This is a genomic window from Pseudomonas sp. Xaverov 83, from assembly GCF_019352905.1.
Classification (GTDB): Bacteria; Pseudomonadota; Gammaproteobacteria; order Pseudomonadales; family Pseudomonadaceae; genus Aquipseudomonas; species Aquipseudomonas yamanorum.
Window position 1 is genome coordinate 291189 of the sequence record NZ_JAAAFU010000029.1, and the last position, 25843, is coordinate 317031.

A 25843-nucleotide genomic window follows, 5' to 3' on the forward strand; every position below is an offset into this window, starting at 1 on the left:
ACCGCGTGCGAAATCTACTGGAACAGATCCAGAAACGCCTCGATGAATTGAACAAGGCTGAACGTAAAGTCGCCGAGGTCATCCTGCTCAACCCGCAGCAGGCGACCCGCTTCTCTATTGCCGCCCTCGCCCAGGCCGCTTCGGTCAGCGAACCTACAGTGAACCGCTTTTGCCGCTCGTTCGGCGTGAGTGGTTACCCTGAACTTAAATTGCAGCTGGCGCAAAGCCTGGCCAGTGGCGCGGCGTATGTCAGCCGCGCGGTGGAGGCCGATGATAACCCGGAGGCCTACACCCAGAAGATCTTCGGCAGTGCCATCGCGTCCCTCGACAGCGCCTGCCAGGCCCTGGACCCGAACCTGATCAGCAAGGCCGTCGACCTGCTGATCCAGGCCCGGCAGATCCACTTCTTTGGCCTGGGTGCTTCGGCGCCGGTGGCCATGGACGCCCTGCACAAGTTTTTCCGCTTCAACCTGTCGGTCACGGCCCATGCCGATGTGCTGATGCAGCGGATGATCGCCTCGGTGGCCCACACCGGGGAATTGTTCGTGATCATTTCCTACACCGGGCGTACCCGTGAACTGGTGGAAGTGGCGCGTATTGCGCGGGAGAACGGCGCCTCGGTGCTGGGGGTGACCGCCGAGAACTCGCCGCTGGCCAAGGTCAGCACGGTGAGCCTGAACATTCCGTTGCCGGAAGACACCGACATCTACATGCCAATGACCTCGCGGATCATTCAGTTGACAGTGCTGGACGTGCTGGCGACGGGCATGACCTTGCGTCGCGGGGTGGATTTCCAGCCCCATTTGCGCAAGATCAAAGAGAGTTTGAACGACAGCCGGTATCCGGTTGGGGATGAATTCAACTAGGCCCGAATCGACTGTGACTGTGCCGGCCTCTTCGCGAGCAAGCCCGCTCCCACATTAGACCGAGTTCCACTTTTGGAATGCAGTCGAATGTGGGAGCGGGCTTGCTCGCGAAAGCGGCATCAGCAACACCAGAACATCCGGATCAAGCCCCCGCCCTCGCCTGCAAACTCAAATGCGCCCTCTCCCCTGGCGCCAGGCTCGCAGCAGCCATCGCCGACTCCACACACACAAACCCCGAAGCCTCGTTGAAGCTCACCCCCAGCAACGGCCGGGTCCCTGGGTGCCACACCACCGTGTCGGCACTCTCACCGGTATCGATGCACAGCTCGCGCTGCCAGGCGTGGTCCTTGAGGTGCAATTCGCCCTCGTGCTGGAACACTCGCTGACAACCGCCATCCACCCGCAACTCGCCTTCCTGCTGGCACGCCTGGCGATTGAGCTGGTCGTAGCCTTGCGCACCATCCAGCCCAGACAGCGCTACCTCACCCACGTTGCCAATCCGCCAATAGGCATGCAAAGCATGGCTCAGTTGGCACGGCAGCTCATCCTGGTGCTCGGTGGCCAGACGCAGTTCCAAGGTTTCCCCCAGGTGCGCATGCAGATCGACCTGCCAATCACATAACTGCAATTGCCAGTGCAAACGCACGCCGTCGTCGTCGGTGCTGCTGTCCAGCAGCTTCCAGTCGATCAGCCGCGCCCAACCATGGGATGGCCAGGCGTTTTCGCTGGGATGGCGGCCATACCACGGCCAACACACCGGCACGCCGCCACGAATGGCGCCGACCTGCGGCCACTTGGCCGCGCACCACAGCCAAGGCTTCTGGCCCGTGGGCTGAAAGTGCAGCAATTGCGCGCCCTGACGACTGAACACCGCTTGGCAGAGCGGGTGATCAATCACCAACACATCGCGCATCTGGAAGCGTTCCCACGCGAATACCGGCCGCTCGCGCAGGGATTTGAAAAAGCGTTGCAGCGGATGCTCATGCATGTGCCACGGTCCTGAATATCTTTGTAGGAGCTGGCTTGCCTGCGATGGCATCGCCTCGGTGTGCCAGATACACCGCGGGGCTCGCATCGCAGGCAAGCCAGCTCCCACACAAAAAAAGCGGATAGCCATGGCTACCCGCAAAATGCGCACAGAGAGAAGGAGCTTATCGCAACAACGTTAGAACGTAGACTGAATTTTCAGGCCCGCTACCACCGCGTTGTCGACTTGTTTCACACCACCTGGGTTGGCGATGTACTGCAGGTTAGGACGCACGGTCAGCCAGTTGGTGACGTGGAAGCCGTAGTTGAGTTCGACGTTGTACTCCGTGTTACGCAGCGGTGCGTAACCCGATTGGTCGTAATCCGTGAAACCGCCGGCCGCGTTGAGCAACTCAGCGTTTTTCTTCACGTCACTGTTGGCATGGATACGGGATACACCGATACCCACGTCATCTTTTGTACGTGCGTCGAATGGACCTTTATACACAAGCATCAGCGACTGGTAGTTGTCGACCAGGTTGGTGTCTTTGTCGTGGAAGGTGACGTTGGCCGCAATGTTCAAGCCGCGGGACGCATCGCCATTGTGGGTGGTGAGTTGCTGTTGCAGAACGCCCCAGTAACCGCTTTTGCTGCTGCGAACGCGGAAGGCTGCGCCCGTGGTGCCAGCATCGTTACCGTTGACGTCTTCACGTACGTCGGTAGCGTCAGCGGTGCTCTTGTAGTAACCCACACGGTATTCGCCCGGCAGGCCATTGACCTTCGGCGACCAGACCAATTCAACCGGCAATACGGTGCCCTTGGTGCCGCTGCCGCTGAGTTTGAAGCCGTTGCCGTGCTCCAGTTGCGACGGGTTCTGGTTGTACGCACCGATTTGCGCATACAGCTCAGGCGTGATGTTGTACTTCACGCGGATAGCCGCCTGGCTGACGGGCCAGTTGTACCATGTGTTTACATAGTTACCGACCTGCGAGCCACAGAACGACAGGTTCTGGAAGTCGCACGGGAAGGTGTTGAAGTCTTCGCCTTCACCGAAGTAACCGAGTTTCACGTCCAGCTTGTTGTCGAACATCTGGTGCTGAATCCAGAACTGGGTCAGACGCACCATGTGGCCTCGGCCGTCGACTTCTTGAGACGAACTCAAGGTGCCGGCACGCGGGTCACCAATACGGTCGTTGGAGATGTTTGCGCCATTACGATTGGTCAACTGGATCTTGGCCTGGGTGTTATCCCAACCCCACAGCTTTTGCAGGTCCAGTGCCACGCCCAGACCGAACTGGTCAGCGTAACGGGCAGTTTTGTCGTTGTTGTAGCCACCGCTGAGGTTGCCACCGACTTCACCGACGTAATCCGCCTTGATGTCGATACCTTGCTCGATCAGCTTGGTACGCTCGCCGCCCCAATCGCCGGTCATCCACTTGGAATCGGCACTGAACGCGTCGTCCGCCATCGCATTGGCGGACAGTACCAGGGCGGCTGCTGCTGACAGTTGGCAGATCAGCCGGGTGTTGTTGTGGTGCTTTTTCATCCCTACATCCTCGTCTTTATTGTTATTAACTGTTTTTATCTAACGCGGTTTACTTCTTTGTGAGAGCAGGACTCTCACAAAAGCCCCTACACATCATTTGAAACTTCAGCGTCCCTTGAATTGAGCGACGTTGTCCGCACGGTCCTGTGCCGGCAACGAAGCGGCAGTGCCCAGGCGCTCGCCGGTCTTGGCGTCGAACAGCAACACCTTCGCCGGGTCGAACTGCAAGGTCAGGGTCTCGCCCACTTGCGGCGCCACATCGGGCGCCAGGCGGCAGCAGACCTTGGTGTCATTGATTTGCACGAACACCAGGGTGTCCGGACCGGTCGGCTCGGTGACTTGCACTTCAGCCCGAATGGTCGGCGCGCCGGTGGCTTCAGCGGCGGCCAGTACGATCTGCTCCGGGCGCAGGCCCAGGATCACTTCGCGGTCTTCAAGACCGGCATCGTTCATGTTCAACGGCAACTCACAGCGGGCCTGGCCGCTGTCCAGCAACGCCACCAGGCGGCCGTCCTTGCGTTGCAGGCGCAGTGGAATGAAGTTCATCGGCGGCGAACCGATGAAGCTCGCCACGAACAGATTGGCCGGGTCGTTGTAGATCTCTTTCGGCGTGCCGAACTGCTGGATGATGCCGTCCTTCATCACCGCCACTTTGTCGCCCAGGGTCATCGCCTCGATCTGATCGTGGGTGACGTAGACGGTGGTGGTTTTCAGACGCTGGTGCATCAGCTTCATTTCAGTACGCATCTCGACCCGCAGCTTGGCGTCGAGGTTGGACAGTGGTTCGTCGAACAGGTAGATCTTCGGACGACGCGCCAGTGCACGGCCCATGGCCACACGCTGTTGCTGGCCGCCGGAGAGCTGGCCCGGCTTGCGATTGAGCAGGTGCTCGATCTGCAGCAGCTTGGCCACTCGCGCCACTTCTTCGTCGATCGCCGCCTGAGGCATCTTGCGAATCTTCAGGCCGAATTCGATGTTCTCGCGCACGCTCATGGTCGGGTACAGCGCGTAGGACTGGAACACCATGGCGATGTCACGATCCTTGGGGCTCATGCCGCTGACGTCCTGGTCGCCGATCATGATCGCGCCGCCGGTGATGTTTTCCAGGCCGGCGATGCAGTTCATCAGGGTCGACTTACCGCAACCCGAAGGCCCGACCAGGATCAGGAACTCACCCTCCTTGATCGACAGTTCGATGTTCTTCAGGGTGTCCGGCAGGCCGGTACCGTAGGTCTTGTTTACGTTACGAAGTTCAAGCGTTGCCATGATTACCCCTTGACCGCGCCGGCCGTCAGGCCGCGCACGAAATACTTGCCTGCGACCACATAGACCAGCAGGGTCGGCAGCCCGGCGATCATCGCCGCCGCCATATCAACGTTATATTCCTTGACCCCGGTGCTGGTGTTGACCAGGTTGTTCAGCGCCACCGTGATGGGCTGCGAATCACCGCTGGAGAACACCACGCCGAACAGGAAGTCGTTCCAGATCTGCGTGAACTGCCAGATCAGGCACACCATGATGATGGGTGTCGACATCGGCAGGATGATCAGGCGGAAGATCGTGAAGAACCCCGCGCCATCCAGGCGTGCCGCTTTCACCAGTGCATCGGGAATGCTGACGTAGTAGTTACGGAAGAACAGTGTAGTAAAGGCCAGTCCGTAGACGATGTGCACAAACACCAGGCCCGTGGTAGTACTGGCCAGGCCCATCTTGCCGAGCGTGAACGAGGCTGGCAGCAGCACGGTCTGGAAGGGCAGGAAGCAGCCGAACAGCAACAGGCCGAAGAACAACTGCGAACCGCGGAAACGCCACATCGACAGCACGTAGCCGTTCAGCGCACCGATGGCGGTGGAGATCAGTACCGCCGGAACGGTGATCTTGATCGAGTTCCAGAAGTAGCCGTCAACCGTGGCCCAGGCTTTCACCCAGCCAATGCCGGTGATCACGGTGGGCCAGCTCAGCAGGTTGCCGGTGCTGATGTCTTCCGGGGTCTTGAAGCTGGTCAGCAACATGACCACCAACGGCACCAGGTAAAGCAGGACAGCGAGGATCAGCACCGCGTAGATCGCGACGCGGCTCAGGCTGATGGCAGGTTTGCCGGCAAGACTAGTCATTACGCTTGGTCCTTAGCTCGGAGTACAGGTAAGGCACGATGATTGCGAGAATCGCACCGAGCATCAGAATCGCACTGGCCGAGCCCATGCCCATCTGGCCGCGGCTGAAGGTGAAGGAGTACATGAACATCGCCGGCAGGTCGGAGGAGTAACCCGGACCACCCGCAGTCATTGCCGCCACCAGGTCGAAACTCTTGATCGCGATGTGCGCCAGGATCATTACCGCACTGAAGAACACCGGGCGCAGGCTTGGCAGCACTACTTTCCAGTAGATGCGCGGCATGCTCGCGCCGTCGATCTGCGCGGCACGGATGATCGATTGATCAACACCCCGCAGGCCGGCGAGGAACATCGCCATGATGAAGCCCGAGGCCTGCCACACAGCGGCGATCACCAGGCAATACACCACACGGTCCGGGTCGATCAGCCAGTCGAGGCGAAAGCCTTCCCAGCCCCAGTCACGCAGCAATTTGTCCAGGCCCATGCCCGGGTTGAGCAGCCATTTCCAGGCCGTACCGGTGACGATCATCGAGAGCGCCATCGGGTACAGGTAAATGGTGCGGATAAAACCTTCGCGACGGATTTTCTGGTCGAGGAAAATCGCCAGAGTCACACCGATCACCAGGGTGATGCCGATGAACATGCCACCGAACACCGCCAGGTTCTTGCTCGCGACCCACCAGCGGTCGTTGTCGAACAAGCGCACGTATTGCGCCAGGCCTACAAACTTATAGGTCGGCAGGAAAGTCGAGTTAGTGAACGACAGCACGAACGTCCACAGGATGTAGCCATAGAAGCCCACCAGAACGATGAACATGCTCGGCGCCAGCACCAGTTTGGGTAGCCAGCGCTGCAGTGCATCGAACGGCGAGGCTTTGCTGAACACAGCAACAGAACTCATGGGAAAATCCAGTACAGGGAAAAGGACTACAGGAACATGCCTTGTGGGGGTTAGGGGTCCCCCCACAAGGCCATTCGGTACTAACCGTTACTTGGCCGACTTGATCGCCGCCGCGAGTTTCTTCGCGGTATCGGCAGGGTCAGCTTTCGGGTCGTTGATGTAGTTGGTCACGACATCAAAGAACGCGCCTTGCACCGCCAGCGTGGTTGCCATGTTGTGGGCCATGCTCGGTTGCAGGCCGCCAGTCTTGGCATCCGCCAGGAAGTCCTTGGCAGCAGTCTGGGCGCAGGAGTCAAAGCCGTATTTGCCCATGTCTTGCAACATGTCGATACGAACCGGGATCGAGCCCTTGTTGATGCTGAAGACTTTCTGGAAGTTTTCGCTCAGCACGACCTTGGCGATGTCCTGCTGACCGGCAGCAGTGCCTTTGTCTTTCTGCTTGAAGGCTGCGAGGGAGTCGATGTTGTAGGTGAAGGCCTTGTCGGTGCCCGGGAAGGCTACGCACTCGTAGTCTTTGCCGGCGACTTTCTTGGCGGCGGTCCATTCACTCTTGGCCCAGTCACCCATGATCTGCATGCCGGCCTTGCCGTTGATGACTTTGGCGGCTTCGAGGTTCCAGTCCTGGCCCTTGCCGTCGGCATCCATGTAGGTCGCGACTTTCTTCAGCTCGGTCAGGGACTTGATCATTTCAGGGCCGGTCAGGGCTTTTTCGTCGAGATCCACCAGGGCTTTCTTGTAACCGTCAGCCCCCATGACCGAGAGCACGACCGCTTCGAATACAGTGCTGTCCTGCCAAGGCTGGCCACCGTGGGCGAGCGGAATGAAGCCCGCGGCCTTGAGCTTGTCGCCCGCTGCGTAGAATTCTTCGAGGGTGGTCGGGTTCTTGGTGATACCGGCTTTCTTGAAGACTTCCGGGTTGATCCACAGCCAGTTGACGCGGTGAATGTTCACCGGCACGGCCACGTAGTTACCTTCGTACTTCACGGTATCGGAGACTTTCTTGTCCAGCAGGCTGTCCCACTTCTCTTCTTTGGCGGGTTCCTTCAGGACGTCGGTGTCGAGCAGCCCGGTGGACGCCCATTCCTGGATGTCGGGGCCTTTGATCTGAGCCATGCCAGGCGGGTTGCCAGCAACGGCGCGGCTTTTCAGGACGGTCATGGCAGTCGAACCACCACCGCCGGCGACGGCACCGTCTTTCCAGGTGAAACCGTCTTTTTCAACTTGGGCCTTCAGGACATCTACTGCCGCTTTCTCGCCACCCGAGGTCCACCAATGCACAACTTCAACCGTCCCTTTCGAGTCGGCGGCAAAAGCACTGAGGGGAAACAACGAGGCAACGGAAATAGCTACGGCGAGGCGACTGATCGCTTTCATCTGAGTACCTTTTTTCTTGTTGTTATGCATGCAAGTCGGTGCTTGCGCTGCAAACGAGTTTAAACAGTGATTTTTCAGGTGCAGGTAACAAAGGGACGCCAAAATGTCACCACTTGGTGACATAACGCCCGGCGGCCACGGCACTGGCCATGCTCGGTGACAAGGGTAGACCCGGCAGCAAGACAGACTGCCAAGCGTGGTAGAGGTCCGGCTTGCCACCCCAGATCTTGCTGCTGGGCTGGTTTTTCGGGCTCAGTTCGTGGTGCCAGCTGCCGAGGGTTCGGTCAATGAAATGGCTTTCACAGAACTCCCAGAAGCGCCGGTACCAGGTTTCGTAATGCAGTTCGCCCGTGCGCTTGAGTAGCGCCTGGGCAGCGGCGCTGGCTTCGCAATGGGTCCAGTGCAGGCGCTCGCGCACCACGGGGCGCTGGCTCCAGTCGAGGGTGTAGACAATGCCCGGGGCGCCGTCGACGGCCCAGGCATATTCGCAGGCGCTGGCGAACAGGCCCTTGGCATCGGTGACCAGCCACTCAGGGGTGGCGAGCCCGGCATCCAGGCGCGCGGCCTCAAGGTGCAACACCAGCCGCGCCCATTCGAAGCCGTGGCCGGGGGTGATGCCGTAGGGGCGAAAACCATCGGCCGGGTTGTCTTCGTTGTAACCGCGCAGGGGTTGCCAGTGGCTGTCGAAATGCTCGATGACCATGTCCCGGTTTTCCGCCGCATGGGTATGAATAATTCGTTCGACGATGCGCAGCGCGCGGTCCAGCCAACGGGTTTCACCGGTGACATCGGCCAGGGCCAGGAACGCTTCGGTGGCGTGCATGTTGCTGTTGGCGCCGCGATAGGCTTCTACACCACTCCAGTCCTGGGCAAAGGACTCGAGCATCGCGCCCTCCTCTTCACTCCAGAAATACTGGTCGATAATGTGGGTCGCGTCGTTGAGCAAGGTTTGTGCGCCGGGCGCGCCGGCCACTACCGCGGAGCTGGCGGCCAGGGCGACAAAGGCATGCAGATAGGCGGCCTTGCCGGTGTTGCCATCGCTGGCATTGGGCGTGGCGAACCAACCGCCATGCCGGGCATCGCGCAGCGGGCCGCTGAGGGCCGCAACCCCGTGCTCCACCAGGTCGGCATAACCGGGCAGGCCCAGGCCATGGGCCATGGCGAAGCTGTGGGTCATGCGGGCGGTGTTCATGGTTTCGGCGACGGCATCGGGCGGCAAAACACCGTGATCGTCGAGATTGCCGAAGCCTTCAGGCAGTTTGGAAGCCTTGGCGAATGACAGCAGGCGCTGGCCTTCAGTGGCAAGCCAGGCGTGATGGGCAGGAGCGTTCAGCCAACTACTGGCAGGCAGTGGTTGCGTGGTCATGATTAGCCCTTTTTATTATGTGCGGGATAACGGGAGTCTAAACAAGGGCGGGGCGAGGGCAAGTAACGAAGGAGGTAGGAAATGTCACAGGATGGTGACATTGATTGTGCTAGGGCCTGCAGGCGTCATGTGTAATGACGCCTGCAGCGCCTCACATCACTGCTGCCCGAGAGGGGTGATCCGGGCTGGCTGGTTGATCTGCTGCTGCAGGTTCTGCACCTGGCTTTGCAAGGCAGTGACGTTACGCGTGGTCTGGATGCGGAACACGTCGAACTCCTTGGTGGACGGACCGTCGGAAGCCGCCGCGCGGTTGTCCAGTTCGCTCTTGAGGACCACAAGGTCCTGCTCCAGGCGGGCGATGGCGGCCGTGGGGTTGCCCTGTTTTTTCAGGGCTGCGACGTCGGCGGAGAGGTCCTTGAACTCGGCGTCCCGGGACTTGAGGGCAGCCACCGCCTCCGTCAGCGCCTGGACCTGCCCTTGCAGTTGCGCGTTGGCACTGGACAGTTGGGTCGTGCTGGCGGTCATTTGCTCCAGGCGCTTGTCCAGGTCAGTGGCCTGGCCGGCCACGCCCAACTGCTGCTTGCCCTGCTCCAGCAACTGGGTCTCCAGCTGCTTGATCTGCAGCTTCAGGGCTTCGCTACCGTTGTTCACGTTGGCTTCGCTGGCCACCACCTTGCCGGAAATATCCTGCAGGCGCCCCGCCGCTTCCTCGCTGATGCGCGCGAAGCTTTCCTGGGTGGCCACCAGTTGCTGGCCCATCAGGGAAATCTGCTGGAAGCTCCACCAGGCAAGGCCGGCAAAGGCAAACAGCAACGCACCGACCAGTGCCCACAACGGCCCGGTGCTGGCGCTCTTGACCTTGACGACAGGCGCTGGCCGGGAGCGCACGGACGTGGCCGGCGTAGGCTCGAAATCATCGTCGTCCGAGGTGTCCGCCCGCAGGCTGGGAACGTTGTCAAAGTCGTCGTTAGCATCGTTACGCATGAATCAACCTTAAATCCTTTGAGGTGGCATATGGATAGCCAAGCGCCGGAGTATAAACCTCCGGCTGCCGCACTGATCGACCGGGGTTCGCCCATTCGGTTCCCGGTGTGTTGCCGGTTATTTAAGCCCTGCGTCTTGAGCCTTCCACCAACTGCAGAACTCATCAAGGGCCGCCCACAGGCTGACCTTGGGCTGGTAGTCGAGATAATGCCGTGCCCGGGTGATGTCGAGGGTGAAATCTTTGTTCATGACCTGCATGCCCAGCCGTGACAAAGACGGTTCCGGACGCCCTGGCCACATCGCACAGAAGGCCTCGTTCAGCGCCGCGACACTATAGGACAAGCCGTAGGACCGGTAACGGGTGACCTGGGGCATGTCCATTTGACGCATCACATAGTTCACCACATCCCACACCGGCACCGGGGCGCCGTTGCTGATGTTGTAGGCCTTGCCCAACGCTGAACCCGTCGCCAGCAAACCGCTGAGCAAAGCTTCATTGAGGTTGTGCACGCTGGTGAAATCCACCTTGTTCAGGCCATCTCCGACAATCGCCAGGCGGTTCTTGCGCTGCATCTTCAACAGGCGCGGGAAGATACTCATGTCGCCGGCACCGGTGACAAAACGCGGGCGCAGGGCCAGCACTTCCAGGCCAAACTCCTGGGCGCCAAACACCTTTTGCTCCGCCAGGTACTTGGTGGCCGCATACGGATGCTTGAAGCGCTTGGGCACTTGTTCTTCGGTCAACCCCAGGTGGTCGCGGCCATCGAAATAGATAGACGGCGACGACAGGTGCACCAGGCGTCCCACCCGCTGCTTGAGGCAGGCCTCCACCACGTTTTCGGTGACCAGCACATTGCCCTGGTGGAAGTCCTGATAGCGCCCCCACAGCCCCACGGCCCCGGCGCAATGCACCACGGCCTCGACGTCGCGGCACAACTCGCGCACCAGGTCCGGATCATTCAAATCACCCTGGATAAACTCGGCGCCGCGCCGTACCAGGTGCTCCACACCTTCGGCCCGCCGCCCGTTGACCCGCACGTCCAGGCCCTGCTCCAGGGCGAAACGCGCAAAACGCCCGCCAATGAAGCCGCTTGCGCCGGTGACCAGAATTTTCATGACTTACTCCGCATTCTTTCGTTTTTCATCGCTGTTGCCTTGACGCTGGCCATCACGCCAACGGCACCAACCATTGCCCCGTTGTGTGTGCCAGATGATCCGTCAGCAGACCCAGCAATTGTCCACCACTGCGCCAATGATGCCAGTACAGAGGCACATCGATCGGCTTATCTGGCAATAACTCCACCAGCACGCCTCTTTCCAGTTGATCGCGCACCTGCAATTCGGGCACCAGGCCCCAGCCCAATCCAGCTTCCGTCAGGCGGATAAAACCTTCGGACGAGGGGCATAAATGGTGTTCGAAACCACCGTCGACACCCAGGGATGCCAGGTAGCGATGCTGCAGAAAATCATCCGGGCCAAACACCAGCGCCGGAGTGCGGGCCAGTTGATCGGCGCGTACGCCATCGGGAAAGTGCCGTGCGACAAACGCCGGGCTGGCCAGCGCCCGATAGCGCATGGCACCGAGCAACAGGCTGCGGGCACCGGCCACCGGGCGTTCGCTGGCGCAGATACACGCCGCCACTTCGCCGGCACGCATGCGTTTGAGGCCGACGGTCTGGTCTTCTACGACCAAATCCAGCAGCAGGTGTTGCTCGGCGCAGAAGTCGCTGACGGCCTCGGCCCACCAGGTGGCGAGGCTGTCAGCATTCAAGGCGATGCGCAGGCGCTCGGGCATGCCCTCTTCATCCAGCGCGGGCACTTGGCTTTGCAGGTCGCGCTCCAACAGCCGCACCTGTTGCACGTGGTTGAGCAAACGGCGGCCGATTTCGGTGGGCGTCGGCGGCGTGGCGCGCACCAGCACCGGCTGGCCGACCCGCGCTTCCAGCAGCTTGATGCGCTGGGAGATCGCCGACTGAGAGATTCCCAGCACCTGGGCGCCCCGCTCAAAGCCGGCCTGTTCCACCACCGCAGCGAGGGCGGAAAGCAATTTATAGTCGAACATCAGTTTTCCTAATGAGCGATCAGCAATATTGGTTTTTCTTATACAGCCTTGGACGGGAGAATAGCCAGCATCGCTTCTTCTTATTCAAGGACCTTCCACATGGCTGGCGAAACCGCCCTGGCAACCCTGCTGCGCAGCATGAGCCCACAGCTTAATGACGGTGACTACGTGTTCTGTACCCTGGCCGACGGCCGCATCCCCGAGGGTTGCGACGTGATCGGCAGCTTCCGCGAGCAGGAAGGCCTGACGCTGATCGTCGAGCGCCAGCAGGCCGAACGGGCCGGGCTGGCCTTCGACTACGTGGCAGCGTGGATCACCCTCAACGTGCATTCGGCCCTGGAAGCGGTGGGTCTGACCGCCGCGTTTGCCACGGCCCTGGGCAAGGCCGGGATCAGTTGCAACGTGATTGCCGGCTACTACCACGATCACCTGTTTGTTGGCCGCGCCGATGCCGAGCGCGCCATGGCGGTGTTGCGGCAATTGGCGGCGGACGCGGAGTAAATCCTATGTGGCAAAGCTATATGAACGGCCTGCTGGTAGCCTTCGGTTTGATCATGGCCATCGGCACCCAGAACGCGTTTGTGCTGGCGCAGAGCCTGCGGCGCGAACATCACCTGCCCGTGGCGGCGTTATGCGTGGTGTGCGATGCAATCTTGGTGGCCGCCGGTGTGTTCGGCCTGGCGACCGTGCTGGCGCATAACCCGATATTGCTGGCGGTTGCCCGTTGGGGCGGTGCGGCGTTCCTGTTGTGGTACGGCACCCTCGCCTTGCGCCGGGCCTGCTCGAAGCAGAGCCTGGACCAGGGTGAGAACCTCAAGGTGCGCTCGCTGAAGGCGGTGATGCTCAGCGCCCTGGCAGTGACCTTGCTCAATCCCCACGTGTATCTGGATACCGTGCTGTTGATCGGCTCCCTCGGTGCCCAGCAGACCGAACCCGGCGCCTATGTGGCCGGTGCCGCCAGCGCTTCATTCCTGTGGTTCATGACCCTGGCCCTGGGCGCCGCATGGCTGGCACCGTGGCTGGCGCGCCCCGCCACCTGGCGAATTCTGGACCTGCTGGTGGCGGCCATGATGTTCAGCGTGGCCTATCAATTAATCAGCGCCGCATAAACTTTTTTCAACAGAAGCCAAAACCCTCTGGAACCTCTATCCCACACAGTTGTTGCGTGGTTTTGCCGCACCCCCGGTGCTATGATCCAGCCCCTGCGCCGCAAAGAGTACAAACTCCCCGGCGCTTGTTTGGCCGCCCGTGATCGGCCTTGCGCTCACCGCAACTGACCTGATTAGGAGAATCATCATGGCTTTCGAATTGCCGCCGCTGCCCTACGCACACGATGCCCTGCAGCCGCACATTTCCAAGGAAACCTTGGAATATCACCACGACAAGCACCACAACACCTATGTCGTGAACCTGAACAACCTGGTGCCCGGCACCGAGTTCGAAGGCAAGACCCTGGAAGAAATCGTCAAGTCTTCTTCGGGCGGCATCTTCAACAACGCCGCTCAGGTCTGGAACCACACGTTCTACTGGAACTGCCTGGCGCCAAACGCCGGCGGCCAACCTACCGGCGCGCTGGCTGAAGCCATCAACGCTGCGTTCGGTTCGTTCGACAAGTTCAAGGAAGAGTTCACCAAGACTTCCGTCGGTACCTTCGGTTCCGGTTGGGGCTGGCTGGTGAAAAAGGCTGACGGTTCCCTGGCCCTGGCCAGCACCATCGGCGCCGGCAACCCGCTGACCAGCGGCGACACCCCGCTGCTGACCTGCGATGTCTGGGAACACGCTTACTACATCGACTACCGCAACGTGCGTCCAAAGTATGTGGAAGCGTTCTGGAACCTGGTCAACTGGAAGTTCGTGGCTGAGCAGTTCGAAGGCAAAACCTTCACTGCTTAAGTACTGCTTGCAGTAGAAAGAGCCCGGCGATTGCCGGGCTTTTTTGTGGAGGTTACAAAAGCGTAATGCAGGACCCGTGGAACTCAAGGCGATGAACTGGCCACCCAACAAGTGAGAGAAATAACTCTCTCATTTCAGTTAGGAGAGTCCGCAATGGATCCTTTATCGATGGGAATGTCAGCGGTTTCAGCAGCCATGCCACTGGCAGAAAAAGGCATGGACCTGCTGAGCAAGCTGATGGATTCAACAAGTCAGAGCGCAGGTGGGGAACCGGGTAAAATCGGCGAAGATGCTCACCAGAAATCATCCGAGCAGATTACTTTCGGCTAACAAAACCCTTGGCAACCTCTCGCGAGCTATAAAAAAGGCATTCACCTTCGCTCCCCGCGCAGTACAAGAGGACGGCGGACAGATCCGCCCTCCTCCTTCCCAACCTTCAGTTGTTAGCATTCAGGTGCTCCGAGCCCAATGTTCCTTTGACTGCCCTCACCGGATTGCCAATACTCATGGCATATTGAGGCTACCCGCATGGAACAAGGAATACCCCTTTGAAGCTGGAACTCAAAAACAGCTTGTCGGTGAAGTTGCTACGGGTGGTGCTGCTTTCGGCATTGGCAGTGGGCGTGGTGCTGAGCGCGGCGCAGATCGTCTTTGATGCCTATAAGACGCGCCAGGCCGTGGCCGGTGATGCCCAGCGCATCCTCGACATGTTTCGCGACCCGTCGACCCAGGCCGTCTACAGCCTGGACCGGGAGATGGGCATGCAGGTCATCGAAGGTCTGTTCCAGGACGATGCCGTGCGCATGGCCTCCATCGGCCATCCCAACGAAACCATGCTCGCGGAGAAAACTCGCGACCTGCAACAATCCCCGACCCGCTGGCTGACCGACCTGATTCTGGGCCAGGAGCGCACCTTCACCACGCCACTGGTGGGGCGCGGGCCTTATAGCGAGTACTACGGCGACCTGAGCATCACCCTCGACACCGCCACCTATGGCAAAGGGTTTCTCGTCAGTTCGGTGATCATTTTCATCTCCGGGGTGCTGCGGGCCCTGGCCATGGGCCTGGTGTTGTACCTGGTCTATCACTGGCTGCTGACCAAGCCGCTGTCCCGCGTCATCGAGCACCTGAGTTCGATCAACCCCGATCGCCCCAGCGAGCACAAGATTCCGCAGCTCAAGGGCCACGAGAAAAACGAACTTGGGATCTGGATCAGCACCGCCAACCAGTTGCTCGAATCCATCGAGCGCAACACCCACTTGCGCCACGAGGCGGAGAACAGCCTGCTGCGCATGGCCCAGTACGACTTTCTCACCGGCCTGCCGAACCGCCAGAAGTTGCAGGAGCAACTGGACAAGATCCTGACCGACGCCGGCCGCCGGCAGCGCCGTGTCGCAGTGCTGTGTGTGGGGCTGGATGACTTCAAAAGCGTCAACGAGCAGTTCACCTACCAGGCCGGCGATCAATTGCTGCTGGCCCTGGCCGACCGCCTGCGGGCCCACAGCGGCCGCCTCGGCGCCCTCGCCCGCCTGGGTGGCGACCAGTTCGCCCTGGTGCAGGCCGATATCGAGCAACCCTACGAAGCAGCCGAGCTGGCGCAAAGCATCCTCGATGACCTGGAGGCCGAATTCGCCCTCGACCACGAACAGATCCGCCTGCGTGCCACCATCGGCATCACCCTGTTCCCGGAAGACGGCGACAGCACCGAGAAGCTGCTGCAAAAAGCCGAACAGACCATGACCCTGGCCAAGAGCCGTTCGCGCAACCGCTACCAGTTCTATATCGCCAGCGTCGACAGCGAAATGCGCCGCCGCCGCGAGCTGGAAAAGGATTTGCGCGACGCCTTGAGCCGCGAGCAGTTCCACCTGGTGTACCAGCCGCAGATCAGCTATCTCGACCATCGCGTGGTGGGTGTCGAAGCCTTGATTCGCTGGCAGCACCCGGAACATGGCCTGGTGCCGCCTGACCTGTTTATCCCCCTGGCCGAACAGAACGGCACCATCATTGCCATCGGCGAATGGGTGCTGGACCAGGCCTGCCGGCAACTCCGGGAATGGCATGACATAGGCTTCACCGAGCTGCGCATGGCGGTCAACCTGTCCACCGTACAGTTGCACCACGCCGAGCTGCCACGGGTGGTCAACAACCTGCTGCAAATCTACCGCCTGCCGCCCCGCAGCCTGGAGCTGGAAGTTACCGAGACCGGCCTGATGGAAGACATCAGCACCGCCGCCCAGCACCTGCTGAGCCTGCGCCGCTCCGGGGCGTTGATTGCAATTGATGACTTCGGCACCGGCTATTCGTCCCTGAGCTATCTGAAAAGCCTGCCGCTGGACAAGATCAAGATCGACAAGAGCTTCGTCCAGGACCTGCTGGATGACGACGACGACGCGACCATCGTGCGGGCGATCATCCAGCTCGGCAAAAGCCTCGGCATGCAGGTGATCGCCGAAGGTGTGGAGACCGCCGAACAGGAGGCCTACATCATCTCCGAGGGTTGCCACGAAGGTCAGGGCTACCACTACAGCAAACCCCTGCCGGCACGGGAGTTGGCGGCCTACTTGAAACAGGCCCAACGCAATAACGCCGCCATTCTCTGAAGCAATGCTGGCCAGCGGTGCCGCACGCGCCGATGGCCAGCAAATCGATACTAAATATTTCCTAGTTATAACCCTTTACACAAAATGCAAATCTTTCGCATTATGTCGCAGTTTTGCGCGCCCCCCGCGTGCCCCATCATCAACCGAAGCAGGATGTTCGCCATGATTCGTATGCCCCTGGCCACCGCCAGCCTTCTCGCCATTGCCATTTCTCTTGCCGGTTGCGGTGAAGGCAAAGACAAGGCCGCCGCGCCTCAAGCCCCGGCCGCCGCCAGCACTCCAGCCCCTGCGGCTGCCCCGGCAGGCCAGGTCGACGAGGCCGCTGCCAAGGCCGTGGTCGCGCATTACGCTGACATGGTCTTCGCCGTATACAGCGATGCCGAGTCCACTGCGAAGACCCTGCAAACCGCGATCGACACCTTCCTCGCCAACCCGAACGACGACACCCTGAAAGCGGCCCGTACCGCCTGGATCGCCGCGCGCGTGCCGTACCTGCAGAGTGAAGTGTTCCGCTTCGGCAACACCATCATTGACGACTGGGAAGGCCAAGTGAACGCCTGGCCCCTGGACGAAGGTCTGATCGACTACGTCGACAAAACCTACGAACACGCCCTGGGCAACCCTGGCGCAACCGCCAACATCATTGCCAACAACGAAATCCAGGTCGGCGAAGACAAGGTCGATGTGAAAGACATCACCCCGGAAAAACTCGCCAGCCTGAATGAACTGGGCGGTTCCGAGGCCAACGTGGCCACCGGTTACCACGCGATTGAATTCCTGCTCTGGGGCCAGGACCTGAACGGCACCGGCCCGGGCGCCGGCAATCGTCCAGCGTCGGACTACATGACCGGTGATGGCGCTACTGGCGGCCACAACGAGCGTCGCCGCACCTACCTGCGCGCCGTGACTCAACTGTTGGTCAGCGACCTGGAAGAAATGGTCGGCAACTGGAAACCCAACGTCGAAGACAACTACCGCGCCACCCTGGAAGCCGAAGCGCCGACCGATGGCTTGCGCAAAATGCTGTTCGGTATGGGTAGCCTGTCCCTGGGCGAACTGGCCGGTGAGCGCATGAAGGTTTCCCTGGAAGCCAACTCGCCGGAAGACGAACAGGATTGCTTCAGCGACAACACCCACAACTCGCACTTCTATGACGCCAAAGGCATTCGTAACGTTTACCTGGGCGAGTACACCCGCACCGACGGTACCAAAATGACCGGTCCAAGCCTGTCGTCCCTGGTGGCCAAGGCTGATCCAACCGCCGATGCGACACTGAAAGCCGACCTGGCGTCGACCGAAGCGAAGATCCAGGTGATGGTGGATCACGCCAACAACGGCGAACACTACGACCAGTTGATCGCTGCCGGTAACGATAAAGGCAACCAGATCGTGCGTGATGCCATCGCCGCGCTGGTCAAGCAGACCGGTTCGATCGAACAGGCCGCTGGCAAGCTGGGCATCAGTGACTTGAACCCGGATAACGCTGATCACGAATTCTGATCCGTGCCGCGTTGAATGAGGCGACCTTCGGGTCGCCTTTTTTGTGCCTGCCCTTCAAGGTCCATTAACCACCGCAACCCCCCTGTGGGAGCGGGCTTGCTCGCGAAAGCGGTGGGTCAGCCAATGCATCCGTTGACTGGCACACCGCTTTCGCGAGCAAGCCGCTCCCACATTTGCCCGGCGTCGCCTTCCAGCCCCCGGTTTACTTGCCCTGCACCGCAGGTAGAATGGCGCCTTTCCTGTCACACCGAGCGGACCTCATGGCGTTGCCGACCTTACGGATAATCGGTTTCATAATCGGCATCTTCCTGATCACCCTGGCGATCGCCATGGTCATCCCCATGGCGACCCTGGTCTTCTTCGAACGCACCAGCGACCTGCCATCGTTCCTCTGGGCCAGCCTGATTACCTTCATCGCCGGCCTGGCGCTGGTGATTCCCGGTCGCCCGGAACACGTGCACCTGCGCCCGCGGGACATGTACCTCCTCACAGTGACAAGCTGGCTGGTGGTGTGCATCTTCGCTGCACTGCCGTTCCTGTTGACCCAGCACATCAGCTACACCGACTCCTTCTTCGAAAGCATGTCCGGCATCACCGCCACCGGCTCCACGGTGCTCAGTGGCCTGGACACCATGTCCCCGGGCATCCTCATCTGGCGCTCGCTGTTGCACTGGCTCGGCGGCATCGGCTTTATCGGCATGGCGGTGGCGATCCTGCCGCTGCTGCGCATCGGTGGCATGCGCCTGTTCCAGACCGAGTCCTCCGACCGCTCGGAAAAGGTCATGCCCCGCTCGCACATGGTGGCGCGCCTGATCGTGGCGGCGTACGTGGGCATCACCATCCTCGGCAGCCTGGCGTTCTGGTGGGCAGGCATGGGCCTGTTTGACGCGATCAACCATGCGATGTCGGCGATTTCCACCGGCGGGTTCTCCACCTCCGATGAATCCCTGGCCCACTGGAAACAGCCGGCGGTGCACTGGGTGGCGGTGGTGGTGATGATTCTCGGCAGCCTGCCGTTCACCCTGTACGTGGCCACGATGCGCGGCAACCGCCGGGCGCTGATCAAGGACCAGCAGGTGCAGGGCATGCTCGGTTTGCTGGTGGTGACCTGGCTGGTGCTCGGCACCTGGTATTGGTGGACCACCAATCTGCATTGGCTGGAGGCGCTGCGCCACGTAGCGGTGAACGTCACGTCGGTAGTGACCACCACCGGTTTTGCGCTGGGGGACTACAGCATCTGGGGCAATTTCTCGCTGATGCTGTTCTTCTACCTGGGCTTTGTGGGCGGTTGCTCCGGCTCCACCGCCGGTGGGATCAAGATCTTCCGGTTCCAGGTGGCCTACATCCTGCTCAAGGCCAACTTGAACCAGCTGATTCACCCACGGGCAGTGATCAAGCAGAAGTACAACGGCCATCGCCTCGATGAAGAAATCGTGCGTTCGATCCTGACCTTTTCGTTTTTCTTCGCCATCACTATCTGCGCCATCGCCCTGGCCCTGTCACTGCTGGGCCTGGACTGGATGACCGCGCTGACCGGCGCCGCCAGCACCGTGTCCGGCGTGGGCCCGGGCCTGGGGGAAACCATCGGCCCGGCCGGCAACTTCTCCACCCTGCCGGATGCCGCCAAGTGGATCCTGTCGTTCGGCATGCTGCTGGGCCGGCTGGAGATCATTACGGTGTTTGTGCTGTGCATTCCGGCGTTTTGGCGTCACTGACAGGCAACTCGTGCAACCGCGCCCGGTACTCGCCGGGCGTGGCATCGAACCAGCGGCGGAACGCGCGGAAGAAGTTGCTCGGGTCGGCAAACCCCAGCAGGTAGGCAATCTCCAGCAGGGTCATGCTCGGCTGCGCCAGGTATTGCTCGGCCAGTTCGCGGCGGGTGTCATCGAGCAAGGTCTGGAAACTGGTGCCCTCCTCCTGCAAACGACGCTGCAAGGTGCGCTGGGACAGGTGCAACGTCTGCGCGACCACCTCACGCTTGGGCTCGCCTTGAGGCAGCAATCGACACAGTACCTGCCGCGCCTTGTGGGTCACCCGGCTCTCGGAAAACCGCGCCAGGTATTCCCCGGCAAAACGATCGTGCAGCAACGCCATCGCCTCGTTCGCCGTAGGCAACGGCGCCTCCATATCTGCCCGCTCGAAGATCAGCGCGTCATAGGGCGCGTTGAACACCAACGGTGCATGGAACGCTTGTTTGTAGGGTGCCAGGTCCGCCGGTTGATCGCCCTGCACCAGCACCTTGCGCGGTTGCAGAGTGCGCCCGGTCAGCCAGCCGCATAACGCCAGGGCACTGGCCAGGGACGCTTCGGCGCTTTGTCGGGTGGGCGGCAGGTGGTCGCCGTGCACGGTAAGAATCAACGCATAACCTTCGGGTAACAGTCGGAAACTCAGGTCGGCACTTTCAGCGATGATTCGCTGATAACGCACCAGGCGCATGAAACCTTCGGCCAGGGTGTTACTGGACATCAACGCGTAGCCAGCCACATGAAACGACGCCGGGCGCACCACCTTGCCCATGTTCAAGCCGATCGCCGGGTTGCCCGACAGCTCGACCGCACGCTGCCAGAGCCGGGTCATGGAGTCCTGGGGGAAACGTGCATCCGGGTCATTCAGCGCGGCGTAATCCAGGCCAAGCTGCTTGAACAAGGCACGGCAATCCAGGCCGTCCATCTCCAGCGCCTTGACTATCCCCATCGCCCAGCTTGCAGAAGTCGTTCGTTCGCTCATGGCGTTTTCTTAACAAGGAAGGCTGAAACGACAGCCAGGAATCCGAAGGATACTAAAGTGGCATCTATTGTCACTGGCTGTTACCACTGATGACTCTAGACTCAAATAAGCTCCCCGCCGAACATCTGTCGGGCAGAACAATAATCAGAGGGCCGGATACTGTGGAAAATGTCAGACAATTCAATAGCTTCGCTGATTTCTACCCGTATTACCTGAGGGAACACGGCAACAGCACCTGCCGTCGCCTGCACTTTATCGGCACCAGTCTGGTGATCTTCATTCTGGCGTTCGCGATCGGCAAAGGCGCCTGGTGGCTGCTGCTGGCGGTTCCGGTGGCGGGCTACAGCTTTGCCTGGGTCGGCCACTTCTTCTTTGAAAAGAATCGCCCGGCGACCTTCCAGCACCCGCTTTACAGCCTGTTGGGGGATTTTGTGATGTACCGCGACATGATTCTAGGCAAGGTGCCGTTCTAGCCCTGCACCTCAAAAACAATAAGAGAGGCTTTGATGAACCAGCAGGCCCGCTTCACCCATATGCAGGATGGCACCCAGGAAGACTGGGCGATCATCGCCAAGGATTTCAGCGCCTACGCCCGGCAACTGCCAACCCGAATCGTGGCGCACCTGCGACTGCTGGAAGGCGACTTCGGCGGCTTCCCGGTGGACCGCCTGACTCACTCGCTGCAAACCGCCAGCCGCGCCTGGCACGACGGACGTGATGAAGAGTACGTGGTCTGCGCCCTGCTCCACGACATCGGCGACACCCTGGGTTCCTACAACCACCCGGACATCGCCGCCGCGATCCTCAAGCCGTTTGTGAGTCCCGAGAACCTGTGGATGGTGGAGAAGCACGGGATTTTCCAGGGTTACTACTTCTTCCATCACCTGGGGATGGACCGCCACCTGCGCGAGCAATTTGGCGACCACCCGCAGTACCGGCAAACCATCGAGTTCTGCGCGCAATACGACGCGGCGGCGTTCGATCCAGCCTACGACACCCTGCCATTGAGCTTCTTCGAACCGATGCTGGCGCGGGTGTTTGCCCAGCCGAAGCACTCGCTCTACAAGGCGGCGATGGAGCGCCAGGGTTAAACCGGCAACAACCTGCCGCCGTGCCCCGTCTGGACGGTCGGCTCCGGGCCTTTAACAATCTCCCGGGCCACAGTCAGGATGATGATGGCCGCGATGATGTCGAAAATCGCCAGCACCACAAATAGCGGGCTGTAGCCGACCTTGGTCACCAGCACGCCGAACACGGCGGTAAATGCCGCAGCCCCGATAAACCCGCACATCTGCCCGCCACCGGTGGCGGTGGCCACGTCGTTCTTGCCGAATGAGTCCGAGGCAATGGAAAACAGCGCGCCGGACAAGGTCTGGTGCGCGAAACCACCGACACACAGCAGGGCAATCGCGGTGTAGGCACTGTCCACCAGGCCGATGCACGCCGGGCCGATCATGCACAGGCAACCGAACAGCATCACCAGCTTGCGCGAAGTGAACAGCGAAACCTTGAAGTAGCGATGGAACAGCGGGCTCAGGTAGCCACCCAGTACGCAGCCGATGTCGGCGGCCAGAAACGGCAGCCAGGCGAACAGCGCCATTTCCTTGATGTTCATGTGCCGCTCGGTCATCAGGTACAGCGGAATCCAGGCGTTGAAGGTCTGCCAGGCCGGTTCCGAGAGCATCCGCGCCGAGGCGATGGCGAAAAAGTTACGGCTCTTGAGGATGCGCTTCCAGCTGGCTTTCTTCTGCACACCTTCCTTGAGGTGGGTTTCCTGGCCGGCTTCGATGTACTCACGCTCGGCTTGAGCCAGCAGGCGCTGGTCACGCGGGTGCTTGTACAGCAGCAGCCAAAGCCCGCTCCATACCAGGCCGATACCGCCGACGATCAGGAACGCCAACTGCCAGCCACTGTGCAAAATCGCCCAGACCACCAGTGGCGGCGCCAGCAGCGCACCAAACGACGAACCAAAGTTGAACCAGCCGATGGCGACGGAACGCTCCTTAGCCGGGAACCACTCGGTAATCGCCTTGACGCCCCCGGGGAAGCCCGCCGACTCCGTCAGCCCCAGGGCGCCACGGGCCACTGCCAGGCTCTGCCAACCGGTGGCAAACGCCGCCAGCGCACACACCACCGACCAGGAAATGGCGAAGATCGCAAAGCCCATCTTGGTACCAATCGCATCGATCACATAACCGGCGATCGGCTGCATCAAGGCGTAGCACACCTGCCAGGCAACAACGATGTGGGAATACTGCTCAGTGGAGATACTCAGGTCGGTCATCAGCGTGGGGGCTGCGACGGACAGCGTGTTGCGGGCCAGGTAGTTAATAATCAGGCCGACCGTCATCAGCCCGACCATCCACCAACGGATGCCTTTGATTTTCATCGCTTCACCTTAATTATTTTTAGATTTGAGGCTTACGTTCTGCGACCGAGCGCGCCCGTATTACGGGCGCTATAAAACTGTAACGTCATATGTCGTCATACAACTGTTAGCGTTATATTCAGTCCGCAACACGATGTCAATCCGTTACGGGTGATGTTGTACGATGACAACCGATCCACCTGTGGCGCCACGTCACTTGCGCGGCGGGATGAAGAGGTGTTCATTTTTCGAGATAAAATCTTTCTGTCATTTACAGTGCTGTATCCTGCCCAAGCTTTTTGAAAGCGCGGAATCACCTGCGATTGATAAAACAGATCTTGCGAGGAGCGACGACGATGCACGAAATCCCTAATCTCCCCTTCCCAAGCCTGCGCGAAACTGAGCAGCCAACCCCGCAACAGGCCGGTGCCAGCAAGCCCGAGCCAAAAGAGGCAAAACCGGTCGACCGCAAGCGCGAAGACTGAGAGCCGTACCCAGACCGTGTGGAAAGCGTGACATTGCGCGCTTTCCACACCGCCTGAACACCGTGAGCCCCGCCATGACCGACACCACCCCCGATACCGCCCTGCTCGACACTGCCCTGCAGATGGTCGACGTATGGAACCGCCTCACCCCGGAAAAACAGGCCCTCCTGCTCAAGCGCTTCGGCACCCAGGAAAACGCCCTCGCCGCGTTGGTAACCACGCAACTGCTCAACCCCGCCGATCGCTAAAAGTTTGGTTTGCTGCCCCCGCACGCGCCCAGCATCGGTATCATAAGCAGCCTATCTTTTCCTGCTGCGACAGTGGACCTCTCCCCATGCCAGATACCCAGCGCCCCATGGCGGTCACGCTGCAAGTCGTTTCCATCGTTCTGTTCACCTTCATCGGCTACCTGAATATCGGCATTCCCCTGGCCGTGTTGCCCGGCTACGTGCACAGCGACCTGGGCTTTGGCGCCGTGATCGCGGGCCTGGTGATCAGCGTGCAATACCTGGCCACCCTGCTGAGCCGGCCCTATGCCGGGCGCATCATCGATAACCGCGGCAGCAAGCGCGCCGTCATGTACGGCCTGGCGGGCTGCGGGTTGAGTGGCGTGTTCATGTTGCTCTCGGCGTGGCTGTCACACCTGCCGGCGTTGAGCCTCACCAGCCTGCTGATCGGCCGCCTGGTGCTGGGCAGCGCTGAAAGCCTGGTGGGCTCGGGCTCCATCGGCTGGGGCATTGGCCGGGTGGGCGCGGCGAATACCGCCAAGGTCATCTCCTGGAACGGCATCGCCAGCTACGGCGCCCTGGCCATCGGCGCACCGCTGGGGGTGTTGCTGGTCAGTCATTTCGGGCTGTGGAGCATGGGCGTCAGCATCATCCTGCTGGCGGTGTTGGGCCTGCTGCTGGCCTGGCCGAAAGTCGCCGCGCCGATCGTGGTGGGCGAGCGCCTACCGTTCATGCATGTGCTCGGGCGCGTACTGCCCCACGGCTGCGGCCTGGCGCTGGGCTCGATCGGGTTTGGCACCATTGCGACCTTCATCACCCTGTATTACGCGACCCAGCACTGGGACAACGCGGTGCTGTGCCTGAGCCTGTTCGGTGCCAGCTTTATCGGGGCGCGGTTGTTGTTCGGTAATTTGATCAACCGCATTGGCGGGTTTCGCGTGGCGATTGCCTGCCTGTCGGTAGAGACCCTGGGCCTGCTGCTGTTGTGGCTGGCGCCGGATCCTCATTTGGCGTTGGCGGGTGCGGCGTTGAGCGGGTTCGGGTTTTCCCTCGTGTTTCCGGCCTTGGGTGTGGAGGCGGTCAACCTGGTGCCTGCCTCGAGCCGGGGCGCGGCGGTGGGGGCGTATTCGCTGTTTATCGATTTGTCGTTGGGGATCACCGGGCCGTTGGCCGGGGCGATTGCGGCGGGGTTCGGATTTGCCTCGATCTTTCTGTTTGCGGCGATCGCGGCGTTTGGCGGGTTGCTGTTGAGCCTGTATTTGTATCGGCAGGCGCCTAAGTACCGCGAGGAGCGGGAGGCGGCTTAGAAATCAACCTTGCCGCGACCGGCCTTGATGCTGCCGCGTTTGGTTTTGGATTCGAGGCGGCGCTTTTTTGAGCCCAGGGTGGGTTTGGTGGGGCGGCGTTTCTTTTCGACCTTGGTGGCGCTGAGGATCAGCTCGACCAGGCGCTCGAGGGCGTCGGCGCGGTTTTGTTCCTGGGTGCGGTATTGCTGGGCCTTGAGGATCAGCACGCCGTCGCTGGTGATGCGGGTGTCGCGCAGGGCCAGCAGGCGTTCCTTGTAGAAGTCGGGCAGGGACGAGGCCGGGATGTCGAAACGCAGGTGCACGGCGCTGGAGACTTTGTTGACGTTTTGACCGCCGGCGCCTTGGGCGCGGATGGCTGTCAGCTCGATCTCGGCGTCGGGGAGGTGCACGTTGTTGGATATCACCAGCATTTTTTGATCGGGCCTTGGGGTGGAGGGGTAAGGATACGCCAATGTGGTGGGCTGCTGGGGGCTGGGGGTATATCCGTTATTTAGGTAACGGCCGCTTAGGGTTCCGCTCTTACAGCGGCTCACTTTTGAAAAGCGCAAAAGTAAGCA

General features: G+C 60.7%; 26 protein-coding genes. 13 read left to right on the forward strand and 13 right to left on the reverse strand.

Annotation, left to right across the window (positions count from 1 at the left end; genetic code table 11):
• Positions 1 to 5 precede the first annotated feature (5 nt).
• Positions 6 to 866 carry a MurR/RpiR family transcriptional regulator gene (locus K0H47_RS12735; RefSeq protein WP_172834605.1) on the forward strand — a complete coding sequence of 287 codons (861 nt, stop codon included), beginning with the start codon at positions 6 to 8 and terminating at the stop codon, positions 864 to 866.
• 142 nt (positions 867 to 1008) lie between these two features.
• On the opposite strand, the gene K0H47_RS12740 is transcribed toward K0H47_RS12735, so the two are convergent.
• From K0H47_RS12740 to K0H47_RS12785, 10 genes are all read right to left on the reverse strand, one after another.
• Positions 1009 to 1854: a D-hexose-6-phosphate mutarotase gene (locus K0H47_RS12740; protein WP_219272822.1), complete on the reverse strand. Its 846-nt coding sequence runs from the start codon at positions 1852 to 1854 to the stop codon at positions 1009 to 1011.
• Between the two features lie 177 nt (positions 1855 to 2031).
• Positions 2032 to 3378: a carbohydrate porin gene (locus K0H47_RS12745; RefSeq protein WP_063027703.1), complete on the reverse strand. Its 1347-nt coding sequence runs from the start codon at positions 3376 to 3378 to the stop codon at positions 2032 to 2034.
• Between the two features lie 105 nt (positions 3379 to 3483).
• Positions 3484 to 4644, reverse strand: coding sequence for an ABC transporter ATP-binding protein (locus K0H47_RS12750; RefSeq protein WP_017475738.1), 1161 nt, complete (start codon positions 4642 to 4644; stop codon positions 3484 to 3486).
• A gap of 2 nt (positions 4645 to 4646) precedes the next feature.
• Positions 4647 to 5492, reverse strand: a complete 846-nt coding sequence (locus K0H47_RS12755) for a carbohydrate ABC transporter permease (RefSeq protein ID WP_003213012.1) — start codon at positions 5490 to 5492, stop codon at positions 4647 to 4649.
• On the reverse strand, positions 5485 to 6393 hold the full coding sequence (locus K0H47_RS12760) for a carbohydrate ABC transporter permease (protein ID WP_003213011.1): 909 nt from the start codon (positions 6391 to 6393) through the stop codon (positions 5485 to 5487). Before K0H47_RS12760 ends, K0H47_RS12755 begins: the two co-directional genes overlap by 8 nt.
• A gap of 87 nt (positions 6394 to 6480) precedes the next feature.
• Entirely contained in the window at positions 6481 to 7767 is a 1287-nt protein-coding gene (locus K0H47_RS12765) for an ABC transporter substrate-binding protein (protein ID WP_003213009.1), read from the reverse strand.
• A gap of 106 nt (positions 7768 to 7873) precedes the next feature.
• Entirely contained in the window at positions 7874 to 9133 is a 1260-nt protein-coding gene (locus K0H47_RS12770) for an AGE family epimerase/isomerase (protein WP_093206857.1), read from the reverse strand.
• A gap of 156 nt (positions 9134 to 9289) precedes the next feature.
• Entirely contained in the window at positions 9290 to 10117 is an 828-nt protein-coding gene (locus K0H47_RS12775; RefSeq protein WP_063027699.1) for a hypothetical protein, read from the reverse strand.
• 117 nt (positions 10118 to 10234) lie between these two features.
• A complete protein-coding gene (locus K0H47_RS12780; protein WP_063027697.1) occupies positions 10235 to 11233 on the reverse strand; it encodes an NAD(P)-dependent oxidoreductase in 999 nt (332 codons plus the stop codon).
• Positions 11234 to 11285: 52 nt separating this feature from the next.
• A complete protein-coding gene (locus K0H47_RS12785) occupies positions 11286 to 12179 on the reverse strand; it encodes a LysR family transcriptional regulator ArgP (RefSeq protein ID WP_063027695.1) in 894 nt (297 codons plus the stop codon).
• Positions 12180 to 12278: 99 nt separating this feature from the next.
• Between K0H47_RS12785 and K0H47_RS12790 the strand changes: the two genes are divergently transcribed.
• From K0H47_RS12790 to K0H47_RS12820, 7 genes are all read left to right on the forward strand, one after another.
• The gene (locus tag K0H47_RS12790) at positions 12279 to 12680 is read left to right on the forward strand and encodes an ACT domain-containing protein (protein WP_201140180.1); all 402 of its coding nucleotides are present in this window, start codon (positions 12279 to 12281) and stop codon (positions 12678 to 12680) included.
• 5 nt (positions 12681 to 12685) lie between these two features.
• The gene (locus K0H47_RS12795; protein ID WP_201140179.1) at positions 12686 to 13288 is read left to right on the forward strand and encodes a LysE/ArgO family amino acid transporter; all 603 of its coding nucleotides are present in this window, start codon (positions 12686 to 12688) and stop codon (positions 13286 to 13288) included.
• 187 nt (positions 13289 to 13475) lie between these two features.
• Positions 13476 to 14072, forward strand: a complete 597-nt coding sequence (locus tag K0H47_RS12800; protein ID WP_003212997.1) for a superoxide dismutase — start codon at positions 13476 to 13478, stop codon at positions 14070 to 14072.
• Positions 14073 to 14225: 153 nt separating this feature from the next.
• Entirely contained in the window at positions 14226 to 14402 is a 177-nt protein-coding gene (locus tag K0H47_RS12805) for a hypothetical protein (RefSeq protein WP_017475729.1), read from the forward strand.
• Positions 14403 to 14620: 218 nt separating this feature from the next.
• Complete coding sequence (locus K0H47_RS12810; RefSeq protein ID WP_063027689.1) at positions 14621 to 16672, forward strand: bifunctional diguanylate cyclase/phosphodiesterase; 2052 nt, start codon at positions 14621 to 14623, stop codon at positions 16670 to 16672.
• A 162-nt stretch (positions 16673 to 16834) separates the two neighbouring features.
• On the forward strand, positions 16835 to 18172 hold the full coding sequence (locus K0H47_RS12815) for an imelysin family protein (protein ID WP_063027687.1): 1338 nt from the start codon (positions 16835 to 16837) through the stop codon (positions 18170 to 18172).
• Positions 18173 to 18432: 260 nt separating this feature from the next.
• The gene (locus K0H47_RS12820) at positions 18433 to 19887 is read left to right on the forward strand and encodes a TrkH family potassium uptake protein (RefSeq protein WP_219272824.1); all 1455 of its coding nucleotides are present in this window, start codon (positions 18433 to 18435) and stop codon (positions 19885 to 19887) included.
• Here K0H47_RS12820 and K0H47_RS12825 read toward each other — a convergent pair.
• Positions 19844 to 20899 carry an AraC family transcriptional regulator gene (locus K0H47_RS12825; protein ID WP_003212986.1) on the reverse strand — a complete coding sequence of 352 codons (1056 nt, stop codon included), beginning with the start codon at positions 20897 to 20899 and terminating at the stop codon, positions 19844 to 19846. The two genes, K0H47_RS12820 and K0H47_RS12825, sit on opposite strands and share 44 nt — an antisense overlap.
• A 161-nt stretch (positions 20900 to 21060) precedes the next feature.
• Here K0H47_RS12825 and K0H47_RS12830 point away from each other — a divergent pair, with 161 nt between their 5' ends.
• A complete protein-coding gene (locus tag K0H47_RS12830; RefSeq protein WP_063027685.1) occupies positions 21061 to 21372 on the forward strand; it encodes a DUF962 domain-containing protein in 312 nt (103 codons plus the stop codon).
• Between the two features lie 33 nt (positions 21373 to 21405).
• Positions 21406 to 21990, forward strand: a complete 585-nt coding sequence (locus K0H47_RS12835; protein WP_063027683.1) for an HD domain-containing protein — start codon at positions 21406 to 21408, stop codon at positions 21988 to 21990.
• Here K0H47_RS12835 and K0H47_RS12840 read toward each other — a convergent pair.
• Positions 21987 to 23261: an MFS transporter gene (locus tag K0H47_RS12840; protein ID WP_063033910.1), complete on the reverse strand. Its 1275-nt coding sequence runs from the start codon at positions 23259 to 23261 to the stop codon at positions 21987 to 21989. The genes K0H47_RS12835 and K0H47_RS12840 overlap by 4 nt on opposite strands.
• Positions 23262 to 23623: 362 nt before the next feature.
• Here K0H47_RS12840 and K0H47_RS31060 point away from each other — a divergent pair, with 362 nt between their 5' ends.
• The 3 genes from K0H47_RS31060 (at position 23624) to K0H47_RS12850 (ending at position 25286) form a co-directional block, all read left to right on the forward strand.
• Positions 23624 to 23752, forward strand: coding sequence for a hypothetical protein (locus K0H47_RS31060; protein WP_256579784.1), 129 nt, complete (start codon positions 23624 to 23626; stop codon positions 23750 to 23752).
• 74 nt (positions 23753 to 23826) lie between these two features.
• Positions 23827 to 24000, forward strand: coding sequence for a hypothetical protein (locus tag K0H47_RS12845; RefSeq protein ID WP_010169883.1), 174 nt, complete (start codon positions 23827 to 23829; stop codon positions 23998 to 24000).
• Positions 24001 to 24086: 86 nt separating this feature from the next.
• The gene (locus tag K0H47_RS12850) at positions 24087 to 25286 is read left to right on the forward strand and encodes an MFS transporter (RefSeq protein WP_017475721.1); all 1200 of its coding nucleotides are present in this window, start codon (positions 24087 to 24089) and stop codon (positions 25284 to 25286) included.
• Here K0H47_RS12850 and arfB read toward each other — a convergent pair.
• Positions 25283 to 25696: an alternative ribosome rescue aminoacyl-tRNA hydrolase ArfB gene (gene arfB, locus K0H47_RS12855; RefSeq protein ID WP_093206840.1), complete on the reverse strand. Its 414-nt coding sequence runs from the start codon at positions 25694 to 25696 to the stop codon at positions 25283 to 25285. The genes K0H47_RS12850 and arfB overlap by 4 nt on opposite strands.
• Positions 25697 to 25843: the final 147 nt, after the last annotated feature.

Bases quoted from the DNA above. Each gene is read 5' to 3' on its own strand.
- K0H47_RS12740 (WP_219272822.1), bottom strand. From the start codon at position 1,854: ATGCATGAGCATCCGCTGCAACGCTTTTTCAAATCCCTGCGCGAGCGG.
- K0H47_RS12745 (WP_063027703.1), bottom strand. From the start codon at position 3,378: ATGAAAAAGCACCACAACAACACCCGGCTGATCTGCCAACTGTCAGCA.
- K0H47_RS12750 (WP_017475738.1), bottom strand. From the start codon at position 4,644: ATGGCAACGCTTGAACTTCGTAACGTAAACAAGACCTACGGTACCGGC.
- K0H47_RS12755 (WP_003213012.1), bottom strand. From the start codon at position 5,492: ATGACTAGTCTTGCCGGCAAACCTGCCATCAGCCTGAGCCGCGTCGCG.
- K0H47_RS12760 (WP_003213011.1), bottom strand. From the start codon at position 6,393: ATGAGTTCTGTTGCTGTGTTCAGCAAAGCCTCGCCGTTCGATGCACTG.
- K0H47_RS12765 (WP_003213009.1), bottom strand. From the start codon at position 7,767: ATGAAAGCGATCAGTCGCCTCGCCGTAGCTATTTCCGTTGCCTCGTTG.
- K0H47_RS12770 (WP_093206857.1), bottom strand. From the start codon at position 9,133: ATGACCACGCAACCACTGCCTGCCAGTAGTTGGCTGAACGCTCCTGCC.
- K0H47_RS12775 (WP_063027699.1), bottom strand. From the start codon at position 10,117: ATGCGTAACGATGCTAACGACGACTTTGACAACGTTCCCAGCCTGCGG.
- K0H47_RS12780 (WP_063027697.1), bottom strand. From the start codon at position 11,233: ATGAAAATTCTGGTCACCGGCGCAAGCGGCTTCATTGGCGGGCGTTTT.
- K0H47_RS12785 (WP_063027695.1), bottom strand. From the start codon at position 12,179: ATGTTCGACTATAAATTGCTTTCCGCCCTCGCTGCGGTGGTGGAACAG.
- K0H47_RS12790 (WP_201140180.1), top strand. From the start codon at position 12,279: ATGGCTGGCGAAACCGCCCTGGCAACCCTGCTGCGCAGCATGAGCCCA.
- K0H47_RS12795 (WP_201140179.1), top strand. From the start codon at position 12,686: ATGTGGCAAAGCTATATGAACGGCCTGCTGGTAGCCTTCGGTTTGATC.
- K0H47_RS12800 (WP_003212997.1), top strand. From the start codon at position 13,476: ATGGCTTTCGAATTGCCGCCGCTGCCCTACGCACACGATGCCCTGCAG.
- K0H47_RS12805 (WP_017475729.1), top strand. From the start codon at position 14,226: ATGGATCCTTTATCGATGGGAATGTCAGCGGTTTCAGCAGCCATGCCA.
- K0H47_RS12815 (WP_063027687.1), top strand. From the start codon at position 16,835: ATGATTCGTATGCCCCTGGCCACCGCCAGCCTTCTCGCCATTGCCATT.
- K0H47_RS12820 (WP_219272824.1), top strand. From the start codon at position 18,433: ATGGCGTTGCCGACCTTACGGATAATCGGTTTCATAATCGGCATCTTC.
- K0H47_RS12825 (WP_003212986.1), bottom strand. From the start codon at position 20,899: ATGAGCGAACGAACGACTTCTGCAAGCTGGGCGATGGGGATAGTCAAG.
- K0H47_RS12835 (WP_063027683.1), top strand. From the start codon at position 21,406: ATGAACCAGCAGGCCCGCTTCACCCATATGCAGGATGGCACCCAGGAA.
- K0H47_RS12840 (WP_063033910.1), bottom strand. From the start codon at position 23,261: ATGGTCGGGCTGATGACGGTCGGCCTGATTATTAACTACCTGGCCCGC.
- K0H47_RS31060 (WP_256579784.1), top strand. From the start codon at position 23,624: ATGCACGAAATCCCTAATCTCCCCTTCCCAAGCCTGCGCGAAACTGAG.
- K0H47_RS12845 (WP_010169883.1), top strand. From the start codon at position 23,827: ATGACCGACACCACCCCCGATACCGCCCTGCTCGACACTGCCCTGCAG.
- K0H47_RS12850 (WP_017475721.1), top strand. From the start codon at position 24,087: ATGCCAGATACCCAGCGCCCCATGGCGGTCACGCTGCAAGTCGTTTCC.
- arfB (WP_093206840.1), bottom strand. From the start codon at position 25,696: ATGCTGGTGATATCCAACAACGTGCACCTCCCCGACGCCGAGATCGAG.